We start from the raw sequence: 16074 nt of genomic DNA, 5'->3' as shown, positions 1-16074 counted from the left end.
GTTTCTGCTGGCCCCGCTATTATTCGCGGCATCTTCCGGGGGATTTAACCGATGCTCAATGGCCTGTGGCTTGGCTTCTTTATCGTGGCGGCCGTCTCGGCGCTGATGCAGTGGCTGGTGGGTGGCAACGCCGGCATCTTCGCGGCGATGGTGGAAAGCATCTTTGCCATGGCCAAGCTGTCGGTGGAGGTGATGGTCGTGCTGTTCGGTACCTTGACCCTGTGGCTGGGATTCCTGCGAATAGCCGAAAAGGCCGGCATCGTCGACTGGCTGGCCAAGGCCCTCGGCCCGCTGTTCCTGCGGCTGATGCCGGAAGTGCCGCCGGGCCATCCGGCCATTGGCCTGATTACGCTCAATTTCGCCGCCAACGGCCTGGGCCTGGACAACGCCGCTACCCCCATCGGCCTGAAGGCCATGCGCGCCTTGCAGGACCTGAATCCCAACCCGACCATCGCCAGCAACGCACAGATCCTGTTCCTGGTGCTCAATGCCTCGTCGCTGACGTTGCTGCCGGTGACGATCTTCATGTACCGCGCCCAGCAAGGCGCGCCGGACCCGACCCTGGTGTTCCTGCCGATCCTGCTCGCCACCAGTTGTTCCACCCTGGTGGGGCTGTTGTCGGTGGCATTCATGCAACGCCTGCGTCTATGGGATCCGGTGGTGCTGGCTTATCTGATCCCTGGTGCGCTGGCGCTGGGCGGTTTCATGGCGTTGCTGGCGACGCTCTCGGCGACGGCCCTGGCGAGCCTGTCCTCGATCCTCGGCAACTTGACGCTGTTCGGCCTGATCATCCTGTTCCTGGTGGTGGGAGCCCTGCGCAAGGTCAAGGTGTACGAAGCGTTTATCGAGGGTGCCAAGGAGGGGTTCGACGTTGCCAAGAGCTTGCTGCCTTACCTGGTGGCGATGCTGTGCGCGGTCGGTGTATTGCGGGCTTCGGGGGCACTGGATTTTGGTCTGGATGGTATTCGGCACCTGGTGCAGTGGGCCGGCTGGGATACACGTTTTGTCGACGCCTTGCCGACTGCCATGGTCAAGCCGTTCTCCGGCAGCGCCGCACGGGCGATGCTGATTGAAACCATGAAGACTTCCGGCGTGGACAGTTTCCCGGCCCTGTTGGCGGCGACCGTCCAGGGCAGCACCGAGACCACGTTCTATGTCCTGGCGGTGTACTTCGGTGCCGTGGGCATCCAGCGGGCGCGGCATGCGGTGGGCTGTGCGCTGCTGGCGGAGTTGGCCGGTGTGCTGGGGGCCATCGGGGTCTGCTACTGGTTCTTCGGCTGACAACGAGTTTCTGTGGGAGTGGGCTTGCCCTAATGCAAGTCTGTCAAGCCACAAACCTAATGTAGGAGCAAAGCTTGCTCGCGATAGCGACAGACCAGTCACATTGTTGCTGACTGACTTACCGCAATCGCGAGCAAGCTTTGCTCCCACGGGTTTTGCGTCGTTTGATCCTTAACTGACTGGTATCAGGGCTTATCCTGCTCATTCGGTTACGTTGAAGCGCAGCACCCCGATCATCTGTCCGTTTTCTGTCAGTACCCGTACCTGCCATTTGCCCGTCGGGTTGTCCGGGAAGTTCTGCTTGTGGGTCCAGGCGCGATAACCTTCCTTGCGCCCGCCATGAATGTCCAGGGCGATGCGGTCCACTTCTTTGCCGTTGAACTGCCACACGTGATAGATCCGTTCGTCCAGCCCCCGCGGTGCATTGATGGCGGTATAGGCATACAGGCCGTTGCCGCGGATCTGGGCGGCGCTGACTTCCTTGAGGCTGTCGCCGGGTGTGCGGTCCTCCAACTGTGTGCTGATCGCCACTTCGGTCATCCACAGGGTGGCCGGTGGTACCCAGGAACGCAGCATCCATCCGACAGCGCCAATCCCCAGGGTGATGCACAGAATCGCCAGCGCGTTGCGCACCGTGCGGATCGGAAAGATCGAAGCCAGGCTCGGGAACGACAACAGCATGGAGATGCCCAGCGCCAGCTTGAAGCTCTGGTCGGTGGTCAGGTGCATGATGATCGGCAGCGCGGTGAGCAGGGCGGCGAACAGCGTCAGCGTGTGCAATGCCAGGAACGCCCAGCGTCGGGGCGCCAGCCATTTGTAATACAGCGGATCGGTGATCGAAATCAGCCCTGACGCCCCCAGCAACCCGGTGAAAATCAGCTGGCTGCTGTTCCAGGTGGTAGTGATCAGGAAAAACGGCAGGACAAAAAACAGGCTTTCCTGATGAATCATCTGTGTGGCGTAACGCAGCAACGGCTGCGGTATTTCCCGCTTGAAAATGCGTGTGAACAGCCGGGTCAGGCTGTTTTCCAGCATCAGCCAGAGCCAGCTCACCAGCATCAGGATGGCGATCCAGGTTGCCAGGCCCTGCTGGCGGTCCACCAGTATGAAACTGCCGGCACCGGAGATGAAACCGCCGAGCGCAATGACCCCTGGGTAGCGCTTCATCAGTTCAAGGATGCGCTGGATGTAATGAGTCAGGGTCTGCATTAGGCGGTTTCACAGTAAGTCGTAGGAAATATCCCCGACAGAGTATCGTCCAGGCACCTGCATGGCGAGGCTCTCATCCGCTTCTGTGGTCAGGGACTGTGGGAGCAAAGCCTGCTCGCGACGCAGGCGATGCTATTCAGAAAGACTTCATCAACTTCATCGCGGGCAAGCCTTGCTCCCACCGGCTTTGCGTCTTCACGCCTTGTTGCCTCAAACCCGGCGACGCAGCCGCCACACCACCAGCCCCAGCAGCAACAACCCCAGCAGGCCGCTCACCCCCCACACCAGCTCATCATCACTGAGCAGCGGCTTCTCGATGCGCAGGTAGCCCGGGTCCTTGAGTAGTTCGCGCAGGGCCTGGTTGGCTTGTTCCAGGCTCACCCCCTGCAAGCGCACGGCCGGGTTGGCGAAGCGGCCGTCTTCATAGTCGCCCAGGGCGCCCCAGTAATAATCGGCCAGCGCACTGTTACCTTGAACCGCCCAGGTCTGGTGGGCGATGGCTGCGCGCTTGATGCGCATGAAGCTGTCAGGGTCCAGCCCGTCCTTGAGTAACGACCTGCGCAATTCTTCGAGCGCCTGCTCGGCTTGCGGCAGGTCCTCACGAGCCAGGTCCGCGTTCAGGCTGAGGAAACCGACGCCGCCGAACACCTCCCGCTCCACCCATGGCCCATAGGACAGGCCCCGGGCCAGGCGCAGCTGGCGATAGAGGGCCCAGTCCAGATAGTTCTTGAGCAGGTCGAAGGTTTCGTCGTGTTGCTGTTCCAGTACCGGCTCGGGGAACAACCAGTGCAGCTTGGCGCCATCACCCACCAGGCTGCGGATCAGGTTGCGCTTGGTCACGGCGCTGTAGCGGATCTGTGGCAATGCCTCATGGACGCTGGGTTCGACTGGTTTGAGTGTGCCGTAGGTGCGCTCCAGGTAGGCCGGCAGCAAGCGATCGAGGTCGCCGACCACGATCAATGTCATGTTGTTCGGTGCATACCAGGCCTTGCGAACCTGTTCGAGCCGGGCGAGAGTGTGGTGCTCGACCTCGGCCCGTTCCGCGCAACGCAGGCCCAGTTCCACTGCCAACTGGTTGCTGGCCTTGTGTCCCAGGTCCTGGCGGTCGAGCCAGCGTTGCAGGTGGGTGTAGTGGCCGCCGTCCTCGCGTTCAACTACCTGTTTCGCCGCCTCCAGGGCCTTCTCGTCGATGCGGGTGCGCGTCAGCACCGCCAGCAGAAGATCGAGGATCTTGCGCTGGTTGCTCGCCGGCGCCTCGATGACAAAGGTGGTGTCGGCATTGCTGGTGAAGGCATTCCATTCGCCGCCCAGTGCCTGCATCCGTTCTTCCAAGGCGCCTTCGCCGCCCTCGTCGATCCCGCTGAACAGCGCATGTTCGAGCAGGTGCGGCAGTTCCTTGTCGGCGCAGCTGAAGTCATCCAGGCCCACGCCGACCACCAGCCGGATGGCGACGTGACCGCGTTCGCTACCGGGCTTGAGCAGCAACTGCATACCGTTGGGCAGCGTGTAGCCCTCGACCTGGAACCGGTCGAGGGCTACCGCAGGCAGCGAACCGAACAAGAAAAGAGCGAATAACAGACCACGCATAAACGGCTTCCTGGCGACTGACAGTCCAACCCTACTGACTGAACAATACGTCAGATGTTCAAGGCGAGTGGGTGATGTCGGATATTTCATCCGCCGCCAAGGCACCGATTTCGGCAGTTTCCAGCACCACATAGGCGCTGCCGCAGAACAGCGAGTTGAGACGTCGCATATCAGCAATCAGCTCCAGGTGCAGGGCACTGGTCTCCAGGCTTTGTACGATCTTGCGCTGCAAGCGACTGACATGGGCATGGGCCATCCGCCTTTCCTGGGCGCGAAAGCGCCGTTTCTCGCGCAGCAACTGACGGGCGCTTTCCCGATCGCCACTGAGGAACACCGACAAGCCCAGTCGCAGGTTGGCGATCAAATGGCTGTGCAGCCCTGCCAATTCTTCCAGGCCCACCTCGGAAAAGGACAGGCGTTGCGAGGTCTTCTGCTGCTGGACCTTGCGCAGCATACGTTCGATGAGGTCGCTGCCGAGCTTCAGGTTGATCGCCAGCTCAATGATCTCTGCCCATCGCCGGCTGTCCTGCTCACTGAGGTCTTCGCGGGGCATTTGGGCCATGTACAACTTGATGGCACTGCACAGTACCTCGACATCATCGCCCACGCCCCGAACTTCCTGAGTGAGCGCCGTCTGCTGGCCGCGCAGCACGTCGAGCATGGCTTCGAGCATGTTTTCAATCAGGTCGCCGATGCGCAATGTCTCCCGGGCTGCGTTCGCCAGGGCCAGGCTCGGCGTGACGAGGGCCGTGGGATCCAGGTGCCGGGGCTTGGCCGTGCCATTGGTTTCGGCGCGCTCCGGCAGGAGCCAGGCGCACAGCTTGGCCATCGGCGCGACGCTGGGCAGCAGCACCAGGCAACGCACGGAGTTGTAGAACAGGTGAAAGCCGATGACGGTTTCCTGGGGGCTGAAATCCAGGCTGTCCAGCCACCCCACCAGCGGGTCGAGCGCTGGAATGATCAGCAACAATCCGATCAGCTTGTACAGCAGGCTGCCCAGCGCCACCTGACGTCCGGCGGCGTTCTGCATGCTGGTGCTGAGAAATGCCAGCACGCCGCTGCCGATGTTGGCGCCGATCACCAGGCCGATGGCCACCGGCAGGCTGATCACGGCTGCGCCGGCCAGTGTGGCGGTCAGCAGCACGGCGGCCAGGCTCGAATAGGAAATCATGGCGAACAGCGCACCCACCAACGCATCGAGCAGGATGTCGCCGGTCAGTGAGGCAAATATCACCTTCACGCCTTGGGCCTGGGTGATGGGCGCGGCGGCTTCGACGATCAATTGCAGCGCGAGGATGATCAGGCCCAGGCCGATGGAGACGCGGCCCATTTGCCCGACGCGGGTCTGTTTACGCGACAGGAAAAAAATCACTCCGAGGAAAATCAGCAGCGGCGATAACCACGACAAGTCGAGGGTCAGCACCCGGGCCATCAACGCCGTGCCGACGTCGGCGCCGAGCATGGTCGCCAGGGCAGGGGTCAGCGCCATCAACCCCTGGCCGACAAACGAGGTGACCAGCATGGCCGTGGCGTTGCTGCTCTGGACCATGGCGGTGACCATGATACCGGCGACAAATGCCAGCCAGCGTCGAGACATGTTCTGGCCGATGACGTGGCGCAGGTTGGAGCCATAGACACGCAGGATGCCGGTACGGACGATATGCGTACCCCAGATCAGCATGGCCACGGCAGAGAGTAGATTCAGCAGGGTCAGCATGAGAGGCCCCCTGTTAGTGTCTCAAAGAGACAAGTTGACGATGCCACATCGTTCTTCGTTGTACTTAAGCTGTAGTTGGCGAACGGTTCGGACGCCAGCATTGCACAGCTAAAGAGTCGTTTGAAACAAATCTGTCATGAAAAGCACCGCAAACCCTGTGGGAGCGAGCCTGCTCGCGATAGCGGTGTGTCAATCGATACTGTTGTGACTGAAAGGACGCTATCGCGAGCAGGCTCGCTCCCACAGGTCCGGGGTCCAGGGCAACTTTCCTGCGGGCATGAAAAAGGGGCTCCAAGAGCCCCTTCGTTCATTGCTCCGTCCAGTTATTGACCCGGAACATCCTTGCGCAGTTTCACCGGATCCTGCTGCTTGCGCTTGCGCGCAATCGCGGTGCGCATCTTGATGTTGATCGCCTCCACGGCCAGGGAGAACGCCATGGCGAAGTAGACGTAGCCTTTGGGCACGTGGACGTCGAACGACTCGGCGATCAGCACGGTACCGACCACCAGCAGGAACGACAGCGCCAGCATCTTCAGCGATGGATGCTTGTCGATGAACTCACTGATGGTGCCCGAGGCCAGCATCATCACCAGTACGGCCACGATGATCGCCGCCACCATCACCGGCACATGGGAGACCATACCGACGGCGGTGATGACCGAGTCCAGGGAAAACACGATGTCGATGATCGCGATCTGGATGATGGTGTAGAGGAAGTTGCCACCCTTGCCCGAAGGCTGATCGTCGCTTTCGTCGTCGCCTTCCAGCGCGTGGTACATCTCCTGGGAGCTTTTCCACAGCAGGAACAGGCCACCGAAGAACAGGATCAGGTCGCGACCGGAGATGCCCTGGCCGAACACTTCGAACAAATCGGCGGTCAGGCGCATAACCCAGGTGATGGACAGCAGCAACAGGATCCGCGTGATCATGGCCAGGGCCAGACCGAAGATCCGGGTGCGCGCCTGCATGTGCTTGGGCATGCGGCTGACCAGGATCGAGATCATGATGATGTTATCGATGCCCAGGACGATTTCCAGGGCGGTCAGGGTAAAGAAGGCAACCCAGATTTCCGGGTTGGTCAGCCATTCCATGTGAGTTCCTTTGAACGAGTGTTAGGCCGCGGCGCGCTTCGGGTTGAGCAAAGCGGCGACGCTGCGGGCATTGCTTTTATAGAGTGCTGAACAGCGGAAAGATCCCCATCAGCAAGGCGGCGACCATTATGCACAGGCAAACCAGCACTGCCCACTTCAGGGTGAAACGCTGGTGATCACCGAACTCGATCCCGGCCAGGGCCACCAGCAGGTAGGTGGACGGAACCAGCGGGCTCAACAGGTGGACGGGCTGGCCGACGATCGAGGCACGGGCCATTTCCACCGCAGTGATGCCATAGTGGCTGGCGGCTTCGGCGAGAACCGGTAACACCCCGTAATAAAATGCATCGTTAGACATGAAGAACGTGAACGGCATGCTCGCCAGTGCGGTAATCACCGCCAGGTACGGACCGAGGAAGTCCGGGATCACCGCCAGCAGGCTCTTGGACATGGCGTCGACCATGCCGGTACCGGACAGGATACCGGTGAAGATACCTGCCGCGAAAATCAGCCCGACCACCGCCAGTACGCTGCCGGCGTGCGCCGCAACGCGGTCTTTCTGCTGTTGCAGGCACGGGTAGTTGACGATCATCGCGATACTGAAGGCCACCATGAACAGCACCGGCAGCGGTAACAGGCCGGCGATCAGGGCGCACATCAGGGCGAGGGTCAAGGCACCGTTGAACCAGATCAGCTTTGGACGGCGGGCGTCAGGGAACTGGGAAACGCTGATTTCGCTATGGTCGATTTCATCATGGGCCAGGTGCAATTCACCCAGGCGCGCACGTTCGCGTTTGCCGTACATGTAGGCAATCGCCAGGATCGCCACCACACCGAACGCCATTGCAGGAATCATCGGCACGAAGATGTCGGATGGATCCACGTGCAACGCACTGGCCGCGCGGGCCGTCGGGCCGCCCCAGGGGGTCATGTTCATGACGCCGCCAGCGAGGATGATCAGGCCGGCCATGATTCTAGGGCTCATGCCGATGCGGCTGTAGAGTGGCAGCATCGCGGCCACGCAGATCATGTAAGTGGTCGCGCCGTCACCATCGAGGGAAACGACGAGCGCCAGAACGGCGGTACCGACCGAAACTTTCAGCGGGTCACCCTTGACCAGCTTGAGGATTTTGCGCACGGCCGGGTCGAACAGGCCGGAGTCGATCATCAGGGCAAAATAGAGAATCGCGAACATCAGCATGACCCCGGTCGGGGCGAGCTTGGTGATGCCTTCGAGCATCATCGGGCCGATCTTCGGCGCAAAGCCACCGAACAGAGCGAACAGGATCGGAATGATGATCAGGGCGATCAGCGCGGACAGGCGCTTGGTCATGATCAGGAACATGAACGTGATGACCATGGCGAAGCCAAGGAAAGTCAGCATGGGAAATACTCCAGGCGTGGCGCGGCGAGGTTAAGGCGAACCGGACAGGTCAGCGCAGAACGTGAGACACGAGGCGGACGAATGGAGTGGGTGCAACTGGACGGGTAGCAGCGGACATCAGAATCACCATTGTTGTTGTTAAAACGGCCAAGCGGGTCGTGGAGACCCGTTTCTGGCCACCGGTCTTTTGCCGGTAGTGAGGCGATCCTAATCGCGCAAGCTTTCAGCCAGCTTTCGCCGCAGGCAATGGTTTTTTTCCGCTGGTCGGGGTCTGCGGGAGCAAGGCTGTGGGAGCAAGGCAGTGGAGCAAGGCAGTGGGAGCAAGGCTTGCCCGCGATGAAGCTGACGCGCTCGTCCTGCATATCGAGTGCCCCTTGTCGCGAGCAAGCTTTGCTCCCACAGGTCGTCCTGTCTCAGTACATTTCAGAACACCGAAAGATCCAACGGCCGCATCGCCCCCATCCAGATCGCATGGTCGGTGTGGTCTGCCAGCTCATCGCCGGTGTTCGGGTGAAGAAAGATCACCAGCCCTTTGCGATAGAGCGCCAGCCACGGCAGTACCACGCCGATGTACTGCGGATCGAACGACAACTGACAGCTCCAGTCTGGATGGGGGCCGACGGGGCGCTCGTGGACGCGGCCCATTTTCAGCGGAAACAGACGCGACGCTTCCTCACACAGTACCCGTGCCTGGTCGATGGTGCTGGCATCGAAGTAAACGTGGGCGTGGTAGCCCTTGATCCGTTGCATTGTCACTCCTTGCGAACCCTCGCCGTTTCCCGCAGGTCAGAGGCTTACACGCGGTAAAAAAAAGGGAAAAACAGCCATGAAAAACGCCGAAACCCCGGTGATCAAAATGGTGCTCTATGGTGCCATGAGCAGCCTCGGAAGTGCGTTGATGGCTGAAATGCTGCGACGCCAGCATGAAGTCATTGCCGTTCTCGATGATCTCACGGCCTTGGCGCCGCGTCCGGGCCTGCGGACCAAGACGGGGGACCTCTACGACCCCGAGCGGGTCAAGCAAAGCGTTGCCGGCGCCGATGCGGTGGTCTGTCTGCTTAATGCGCCGGGGCTGCCGATGAACAGCGAGCACGTGGAGCGCACGCTGGTTCCGGGCCCGGTGGAGCAGGTATTGGCGGTGGATGCGCTGATCGCCGGGATGCAGGCGGTGAACATTACCCGGCTGTTTCTGGTGGGCGATTTCGCCGTGCTCGACGAGGAGGAGGGCGAAGATGATTTGCAGCGTCATGCCGCCGAGGAAATCCTCGATGCCCTGCGAAACAGCAGATTGCAATGGACCCTCATCAACTCGCCTTATGCTGCCGCCGGGTTGGGCATCGAGCATTTCACCCAGGTCAGCACCAGTCTGGAGCCGGGTATGGCCGAGTCCCTGGAGCGGCTCAACCGGGTGGCCGTCGGCATTGCCGATGAGCTGCGCTTGAATCTGCACGTGGGCCAGCATGTCAGCTTTGTAGCCGCCACCTGACGACCGTGCAAAACCTGTGGTGAGGATTGCTGTTTGTGGCGAGGGGATTTATCCCCGCTGGGCTGCGAAGCAGCCCAAAAAAAACAGGGCCGCTTCGCGCCCCAGCGGGGATAAATCCCCTCGCCACAGTAGTTTTTCTTTGGCTATGGAAGTGCCTTCACCCGCACATCTCAAACAGCAATGGACGGCAACGGCAACCCCGTGAGCGACTCGCCGCTGTTGGCCTGTTCTTCCATCAGCCAGTCCACAAACTGTCGGATCAGTGCCCCACGCCGTTTACGCTGGGGCAGGACCACGTAATACCCCAGGCGCGACAGCACCGTCTCGGCGATGGGACGACACAACAGGCCCTGGGCCAATAAGTTATCCACAAGGTGGCGCCAACCGATGGCAACACCTTGTCCGCCAATCGCCGCCTGGATCAGCAAGGTGTAGTTGTCGAAACGCAGTTGCCCTGGCGCCGGTGGTGAGGTGATGCCCAACTCGCGGAAGACGCCATTCCAGTCGAACCAGTGACTGCTGTTGCCGCTGCGCAGGTGCAACAGGGGGAACTCCGACAAGGCCTGGGCGGGCAAGGGCAGGGGGCGTTCCTTGAGCAGCAACGGGCTGCACACCGGAAAGACTTCTTCGCTGAACAACCAGCGACTTTCACCCTGTTTGAAGCGACCATCGCCGAACAGCACGGCAACATCGATATCGGTGCGCAACATGTTGTGGTTGCGCTCGCTGGTCACCAGGCTAACGTCCACCTGCGGGTTGGCGGCGTGAAAACGATGCAGGCGCGGCATCAGCCAGTAGGCGGCGAAGGCGAAATCGGTGGCGACCTGCAACACCTCATGCTGATGTTGAGCGGTGATTGCGCTCAATCCCGCGTCGATATTCTGCAAACCTGCCTGAACTTGTTCGAACAGCGTCGTCCCGGCCTCGGTCAGTTCAATGCCACGGTAAATGCGATCGAACAACCGCGTGCCGAGCTGTTCCTCCAGGCGTTTGATCTGCTGGCTGATGGCCGGTTGTGTAGTACCCAACTCAATGGCGGCCGCCGTAAAGCTTCGTTGCCGGGCCGCGGCTTCGAAGGCCCGAAATAGATCCAGGGACAGGTCACCCAAGGCGTCATACATAAGCTGTGCTTATCCTAGTCATTATCCTGCATGGGCTTTACCCCAATAGGTTGGGGGGACATGCTCAATCGCAGCAATTTCGCATAACCGCTCACTATGGAATGCCGCGATTACATGAAGCGCAAGAACATTCTTTTCATCATGGCCGATCAGATGGCCGCGCCAATGTTGCCGATCTACGGTCCTTCGCCGATCAAGCTGCCGAATCTGTCGCGCCTGGCCGACCAGGGCGTGGTGTTCGATGCTGCGTACTGCAACAGTCCGCTGTGTGCGCCGTCGCGCTTTACCCTGGTGAGCGGCCAGTTGCCGAGCAAGATCGGCGCCTATGACAACGCGGCGGATTTTCCGGCCGACGTCCCGACATATGCCCATTACCTGCGGCGCCTGGGCTACCGCACGGCGCTTTCCGGCAAGATGCACTTCTGCGGGCCGGACCAGCTGCACGGCTACGAAGAGCGCCTGACCAGCGACATTTATCCGGCCGACTACGGTTGGGCCGTGAACTGGGATGAGCCGGACGTGCGGCCGAGCTGGTACCACAACATGTCGTCGGTGTTGCAGGCCGGGCCGTGCGTGCGCACCAACCAGCTGGATTTCGACGAAGAAGTGGTGTTCAAGGCGCAGCAGTACCTGTTCGACCACATTCGTGAGGACGGCGACCAACCGTTCTGCCTGACCGTGTCGATGACTCATCCACACGACCCGTACACGATTCCCAAGGCGTTCTGGGATCTGTATGACGACAACGACATCCCACTGCCGCAAACACCGGCGCAGACCGAGCTCGACCCACACTCCCAGCGATTGCTGAAGGTCTATGACCTGTGGGACAAATCGCTACCTGTGGATAAGATTCGCGATGCCCGCCGGGCCTACTTCGGCGCTTGCAGCTACATCGACAGCAACATTGGCAAGCTGCTGCAGACCCTTGAGGACACCGGCCTGATGGAGGATACGATCATCGTATTCTCCGGCGATCATGGAGATATGCTCGGCGAAAAAGGCCTTTGGTACAAAATGCACTGGTTTGAGATGTCGGCGCGGGTGCCGCTGCTGGTCAGCGCGCCGGGTCAATTTGCCAGCGGCCGGGTCAGCGCGGCGGTTTCCACCGCCGACTTGTTGCCTACCCTGGTGGAGCTGGCCGGTGGCACGCTGGAGCCCGGCTTGCCGCTGGACGGCCGGTCGCTGGTGCCGCACCTGCAAGGGCAGGGCGGGCACGATGAAGTCTTTGGTGAATACATGGCCGAGGGCACCATCAGCCCGTTGATGATGATCCGCCGCGGCCAGTGGAAATTCATCTACAGCGAAGATGATCCGTGCCTGTTGTTCGAAGTCCGTAACGACCCCAGGGAACTGGAAGATCTCAGCCAATCACCGGAGCACCAAACCCTGTTCGCCGCGTTTCTCGCTGAAGCCAGGGCCAAGTGGGACATTCCGACCATTCATCGCCAAGTGCTCGCCAGCCAGCGGCGCCGTCGTTTCGTCGCCCAGGCGCTGACCCTGGGCAAACTCAAGAGCTGGGATCACCAGCCGCTGGTGGATGCCAGTCAGCAATACATGCGTAACCACATCGACCTCGACGATCTGGAGCGCAAGGCCCGTTATCCACAACCCTGCCAAAACCAATAACGTAAGGGGAAGCACATGCAAAAGTTATCCACAGTACTGGCCGCTGGGCTGTTGGCGTTGAGCAGCGCTTCGGCGTGGGCCGAGCAGAGCTGCGAGACGGTAAAGATGGCTGACCCGGGTTGGAGCGATATCGCGGCGACCAATGCCATCACCGGTTTCCTGTTGGAGGGCATGGGCTACAAGCCCAAGGTTGACACTCTGGCGGTGCCGATCACTTTCGGCGGCCTCAAGGATGGCCAGGTCGATGTGTTCCTGGGCAACTGGATGCCGGCGCAGCAGGGGTTCTATGACAAATTCGTAGCTAACGGGGATGTCACGCAGCTGGCCAAGAACCTGGACGGCACCGAATTCACCCTGGCCGTTCCGGACTACGTCTGGGACGCTGGTGTGCATAACTTTGCCGACCTGAACAAGTTCGCCGACAAGTTCGAGAAGAAAATCTACGGCATCGGTTCCGGCGCGCCGGCAAACCTCTCCCTGAAGGAGATCATCAAGACCAACGATTTCGGCATGGGCGAGTGGAAACTGGTGGAGTCCAGCGAGCAGGCGATGCTGGCCGAAGTGGCCCGGGCCGTGAAGAAACAGAAATTCGTGACCTTCCTCGGCTGGACGCCACACCCGATGAACGTGCAACTGAAAATGCATTACCTCAAGGGCGGCGAGAAGTACTTCGGCGATACGGGCAGCGTCTATACCCTGACCCGCAAAGGTTATGCACAGGCCTGCCCGAACGTGGGCAAGCTGTTGACCAACCTGAGCTTCACTCAGGAAATGGAAAACAGCATCATGGCTGACGTGGCGAACAAGAAGCTCAGCAATGCCGAGGCGGCCCAGGCCTGGATCAAGGCCAACCCGGCGGTGTTGGACAAATGGCTGGATGGCGTGAAGACGATGGATGGCCAGGAGGCGTTGGCGGCGGTGAAGGCCAAGCTCTGATGACCCGTGTGCTCCGGATAAGCCCTCAGAAGGTGATCCGGAGCACTTTTGTGGCGAGGGGATAAATCCCCTCGCCACAGGGAGAACGGTGCCTGGTCCTGATACTCTTGTTCTCAACCCCCATCCTTGAGGCCCCATGGCAATCCCCACCCGCCATTCACTGTTCCCTTTCCTGAGCTGGCTGCCCCGGCAGACCCGGGCCAGCGTTAGCCGTGACCTGATCGTGGGTTTAAGCGGTGCGATCCTGGCGTTGCCGCAGTCCATTGCCTACGCCCTGATTGCCGGTCTGCCCCCTGAGTACGGCTTGTACGCCGCGATCGTGCCGGTGCTGATTGCCTGCCTGTGGGGGTCGTCATGGCATCTGATCTGCGGTCCTACGGCGGCGATCTCCATTGTCCTGTACGCCAGTGTCAGCCCTCTGGCCATGCCTGCGACCCAGGACTACATCACTCTGATCCTGCTGCTGACGGTACTGGCGGGCATTTTCCAATGGTTGTTGGGCCTGTTGCGTTTCGGCGCCTTGGTGAACTTCGTCTCGCACTCGGTGGTGCTCGGTTTCACCCTGGGCGCTGCGGTGGTGATTGCACTGGGGCAGTTGCCGAACCTGATGGGGCTCGATCTGCCGAACGAGGCCACGGCCTTGAAGAGCGTGCTGATGTTGCTCAGTCACCTCGGGGCTGTGGACAAGCCTTCGTTGTTGTTGGGCTTGGTGACGCTGGTCCTGGGTGTGCTGCTCAAGCGGCTGCTGCCACGCTGGCCGAGTCTGTTGATAACCCTGGTCATCAGCAGCCTGGTGGTCTGGTTGTGGCCGGCCATGTTTGGGCATGTGGCGCTGGTCAGCGCCTTTGCCGGGCGCCTGCCGCCATTCACTGCGCTGCCCCTGGACCTGGACCTGATGCTGCGCCTGCTCCCCGGTGCCGTCGCGGTGGGGATGCTCGGGCTGGTCACCAGCCTGTCCATTGCCCGTTCGTTGTCGGTGCGCTCCGGGCAATTGCTCGACGCCAACCAGGAGGTCAGGGCGCAGGGGCTTTCCAACATCGTTGGCGGATTCTTCTCCGGCTCCCTGTCGGCCGGTTCCTTTACCCGTTCCGGCCTCAGTTACGACGCAGGGGCCTGTTCGCCCCTGGCCGGAGTGTTCTCGGCACTGTGGGTCGCCTTGTTTGCCGTCGCGGGTGCGAAACTGATTTCGCACATCCCGATTCCGGCGATGGCCGGCAGCATTCTGCTGATCGCCTGGGGGCTGGTAGACCATCGCGGCATCCGGGCGTTGTACCGCGTGAGCCCGGCCGAATTCGTGGTGATGAGCCTGACTTGCCTGGCCACGTTGCTGCTGGAGTTGCAAACCGCTATTTACGCCGGTGTGCTGGTGTCGCTGTTTTTCTACCTCAAGCGCACGTCACAACCGCGGGTGCACCATGCCCACGAAGGCGAGGCGGATGTCCTGCGGGTCGGCGGTTCGATCTTCTTCGGGGCCAGTCATTATCTGCAGGTGCGCCTGCAACGCTTGCAAGGGCAACGGGTGGTGATCGATGCCCAGCAAATCAACTTCATCGATTACTCAGGGGTGGAAATGCTGCACCAGGAAGCCCGCCGTCTGGGTGCTCAAGGGCGCAGCCTGACCTTGCGCAAGGCCAAGCCCCATGTGGTGGAGGAATTGAAGAAGCTGGAAGGGCCGGAGAGGTGCCCGATTCACTTTGAGGATTGATACGGTCAGCGCTGTGGGAGCAAAGCTTGCTCGCGATGAAAGCGCCCCGGTCTGTTGGAAACCGAGGCGTCTGTCTCGCGAGCAAGCTTTGCTCCCACAGGGGTTTACAGCGCCAGCTGTCGGCGTAATTCGGCCAGCACCGGCGCGGTGTCCGGGCGCACGCCGCGCCACAGATAGAACGCTTCACCCGCCTGTTCCGCCAACATGCCCAGGCCGTCCATCGCCACCGCGGCGCCCTGTTCGCGGGCCCAGCGGCAGAACGAAGTAGGCTCCTTGCCATACATCATGTCGTAGCAAACAGTCTTGCCGGGTTCGATCAGGCTTCCTGCAATCGGCGGAACATCCCCTGACAGGCTCGCGGACGTGGCGTTGATGATCAAGTCCACCGGCTCCTGCAGCCAATCGAAACCACTGGCCGAAACCGGGCCCAGGTCTGCGAACAATTCGGCCAGCAGTTCAGCTTTTTCCACCGTACGGTTGGCGATGATCACCGACGCCGGCGCCTCGGCCAGCAGCGGCTCCAGGGCGCCGCGTACCGCGCCTCCGGCCCCCAGCACCAGGATGCGTTTGCCCTTGAGGCTGAAACCGGCATTGACGGTCAGGTCCCGCACCAGCCCGGCCCCGTCGGTGTTGTCGCCCAACAGACGACCATCGGCCAGCTTGCTCAGGGTATTGACTGCCCCGGCCCGCTGCGCCCGCTCGGTCAGGCTGTCGGCCAGTCGGAAAGCGTCTTCCTTGAACGGTACGGTGACATTCGCTCCACGTCCCTCGCGGAAAAATTCCCGCGCGCAGCCGGCAAAATCATCCAGGGGGGCCAGAAGGGTGCTGTAGTCCAGTGTTTGCCCGGTCTGTTCGGCAAACAGGCGATGGATCAACGGCGACTTGCTGTGGCCGATGGGATTACCCATTACAACGTAGCGGTCCATGG

Annotated in this window: 13 protein-coding genes; 5 read left to right on the top strand and 8 right to left on the bottom strand. The window is 61.1% G+C overall.

Annotated features, from left to right (window positions below):
- Positions 1-51 precede the first annotated feature (51 nt).
- A complete protein-coding gene (locus tag AD665_RS10080) occupies positions 52-1281 on the top strand; it encodes a nucleoside recognition domain-containing protein (protein ID WP_024778422.1) in 1230 nt (409 codons plus the stop codon).
- Positions 1282-1482: 201 nt separating this feature from the next.
- Here AD665_RS10080 and AD665_RS10075 read toward each other — a convergent pair whose 3' ends face one another.
- The 6 genes from AD665_RS10075 to AD665_RS10050 all read right to left on the bottom strand — a co-directional run bounded on the left by AD665_RS10075 (position 1483) and on the right by AD665_RS10050 (position 9019).
- Positions 1483-2490: a DUF5924 family protein gene (locus AD665_RS10075; protein WP_024778423.1), complete on the bottom strand. Its 1008-nt coding sequence runs from the start codon at positions 2488-2490 to the stop codon at positions 1483-1485.
- A 210-nt stretch (positions 2491-2700) separates the two neighbouring features.
- Positions 2701-4077 carry a M16 family metallopeptidase gene (locus tag AD665_RS10070; RefSeq protein WP_053191964.1) on the bottom strand — a complete coding sequence of 459 codons (1377 nt, stop codon included), beginning with the start codon at positions 4075-4077 and terminating at the stop codon, positions 2701-2703.
- A 58-nt stretch (positions 4078-4135) separates the two neighbouring features.
- Entirely contained in the window at positions 4136-5794 is a 1659-nt protein-coding gene (locus AD665_RS10065; RefSeq protein ID WP_024778425.1) for a Na/Pi cotransporter family protein, read from the bottom strand.
- A 323-nt stretch (positions 5795-6117) separates the two neighbouring features.
- The gene (locus tag AD665_RS10060) at positions 6118-6885 is read right to left on the bottom strand and encodes a TerC family protein (RefSeq protein ID WP_024778426.1); all 768 of its coding nucleotides are present in this window, start codon (positions 6883-6885) and stop codon (positions 6118-6120) included.
- Between the two features lie 76 nt (positions 6886-6961).
- Positions 6962-8269 (bottom strand): CitMHS family transporter, encoded by a 1308-nt coding sequence (locus tag AD665_RS10055; protein WP_024778427.1) that lies wholly within the window; start codon positions 8267-8269, stop codon positions 6962-6964.
- A 423-nt stretch (positions 8270-8692) separates the two neighbouring features.
- Entirely contained in the window at positions 8693-9019 is a 327-nt protein-coding gene (locus tag AD665_RS10050; RefSeq protein WP_053191962.1) for a DOPA 4,5-dioxygenase family protein, read from the bottom strand.
- A 76-nt stretch (positions 9020-9095) separates the two neighbouring features.
- Between AD665_RS10050 and AD665_RS10045 the strand changes: the two genes are divergently transcribed.
- On the top strand, positions 9096-9755 hold the full coding sequence (locus AD665_RS10045; RefSeq protein WP_053191960.1) for an NAD(P)-dependent oxidoreductase: 660 nt from the start codon (positions 9096-9098) through the stop codon (positions 9753-9755).
- A gap of 170 nt (positions 9756-9925) precedes the next feature.
- Here the strand turns inward: AD665_RS10045 and AD665_RS10040 are convergent, their stop codons facing one another.
- Positions 9926-10876, bottom strand: a complete 951-nt coding sequence (locus AD665_RS10040) for a choline sulfate utilization transcriptional regulator (RefSeq protein ID WP_024778430.1) — start codon at positions 10874-10876, stop codon at positions 9926-9928.
- Positions 10877-10990: 114 nt separating this feature from the next.
- Here AD665_RS10040 and betC point away from each other — a divergent pair, with 114 nt between their 5' ends.
- The 3 genes from betC to AD665_RS10025 all read left to right on the top strand — a co-directional run bounded on the left by betC (position 10991) and on the right by AD665_RS10025 (position 15146).
- Positions 10991-12505, top strand: a complete 1515-nt coding sequence (betC, locus tag AD665_RS10035; RefSeq protein ID WP_053191957.1) for a choline-sulfatase — start codon at positions 10991-10993, stop codon at positions 12503-12505.
- Between the two features lie 15 nt (positions 12506-12520).
- On the top strand, positions 12521-13441 hold the full coding sequence (gene choX / locus AD665_RS10030) for a choline ABC transporter substrate-binding protein (RefSeq protein ID WP_024778432.1): 921 nt from the start codon (positions 12521-12523) through the stop codon (positions 13439-13441).
- A 136-nt stretch (positions 13442-13577) separates the two neighbouring features.
- Positions 13578-15146 (top strand): SulP family inorganic anion transporter, encoded by a 1569-nt coding sequence (locus tag AD665_RS10025; protein ID WP_053191955.1) that lies wholly within the window; start codon positions 13578-13580, stop codon positions 15144-15146.
- A 104-nt stretch (positions 15147-15250) separates the two neighbouring features.
- On the opposite strand, the gene aroE is transcribed toward AD665_RS10025, so the two are convergent.
- Positions 15251-16072 (bottom strand): shikimate dehydrogenase, encoded by an 822-nt coding sequence (aroE, locus tag AD665_RS10020; RefSeq protein WP_053192117.1) that lies wholly within the window; start codon positions 16070-16072, stop codon positions 15251-15253.
- Positions 16073-16074 lie beyond the last annotated feature (2 nt).

The organism is Pseudomonas corrugata, from assembly GCF_001269905.1.
GTDB lineage: Bacteria > Pseudomonadota > Gammaproteobacteria > Pseudomonadales > Pseudomonadaceae > Aquipseudomonas > Aquipseudomonas corrugata.
Note: the sequence above shows the minus strand (reverse complement) of the source record. Positions and strands in the feature narration are given on the sequence as shown.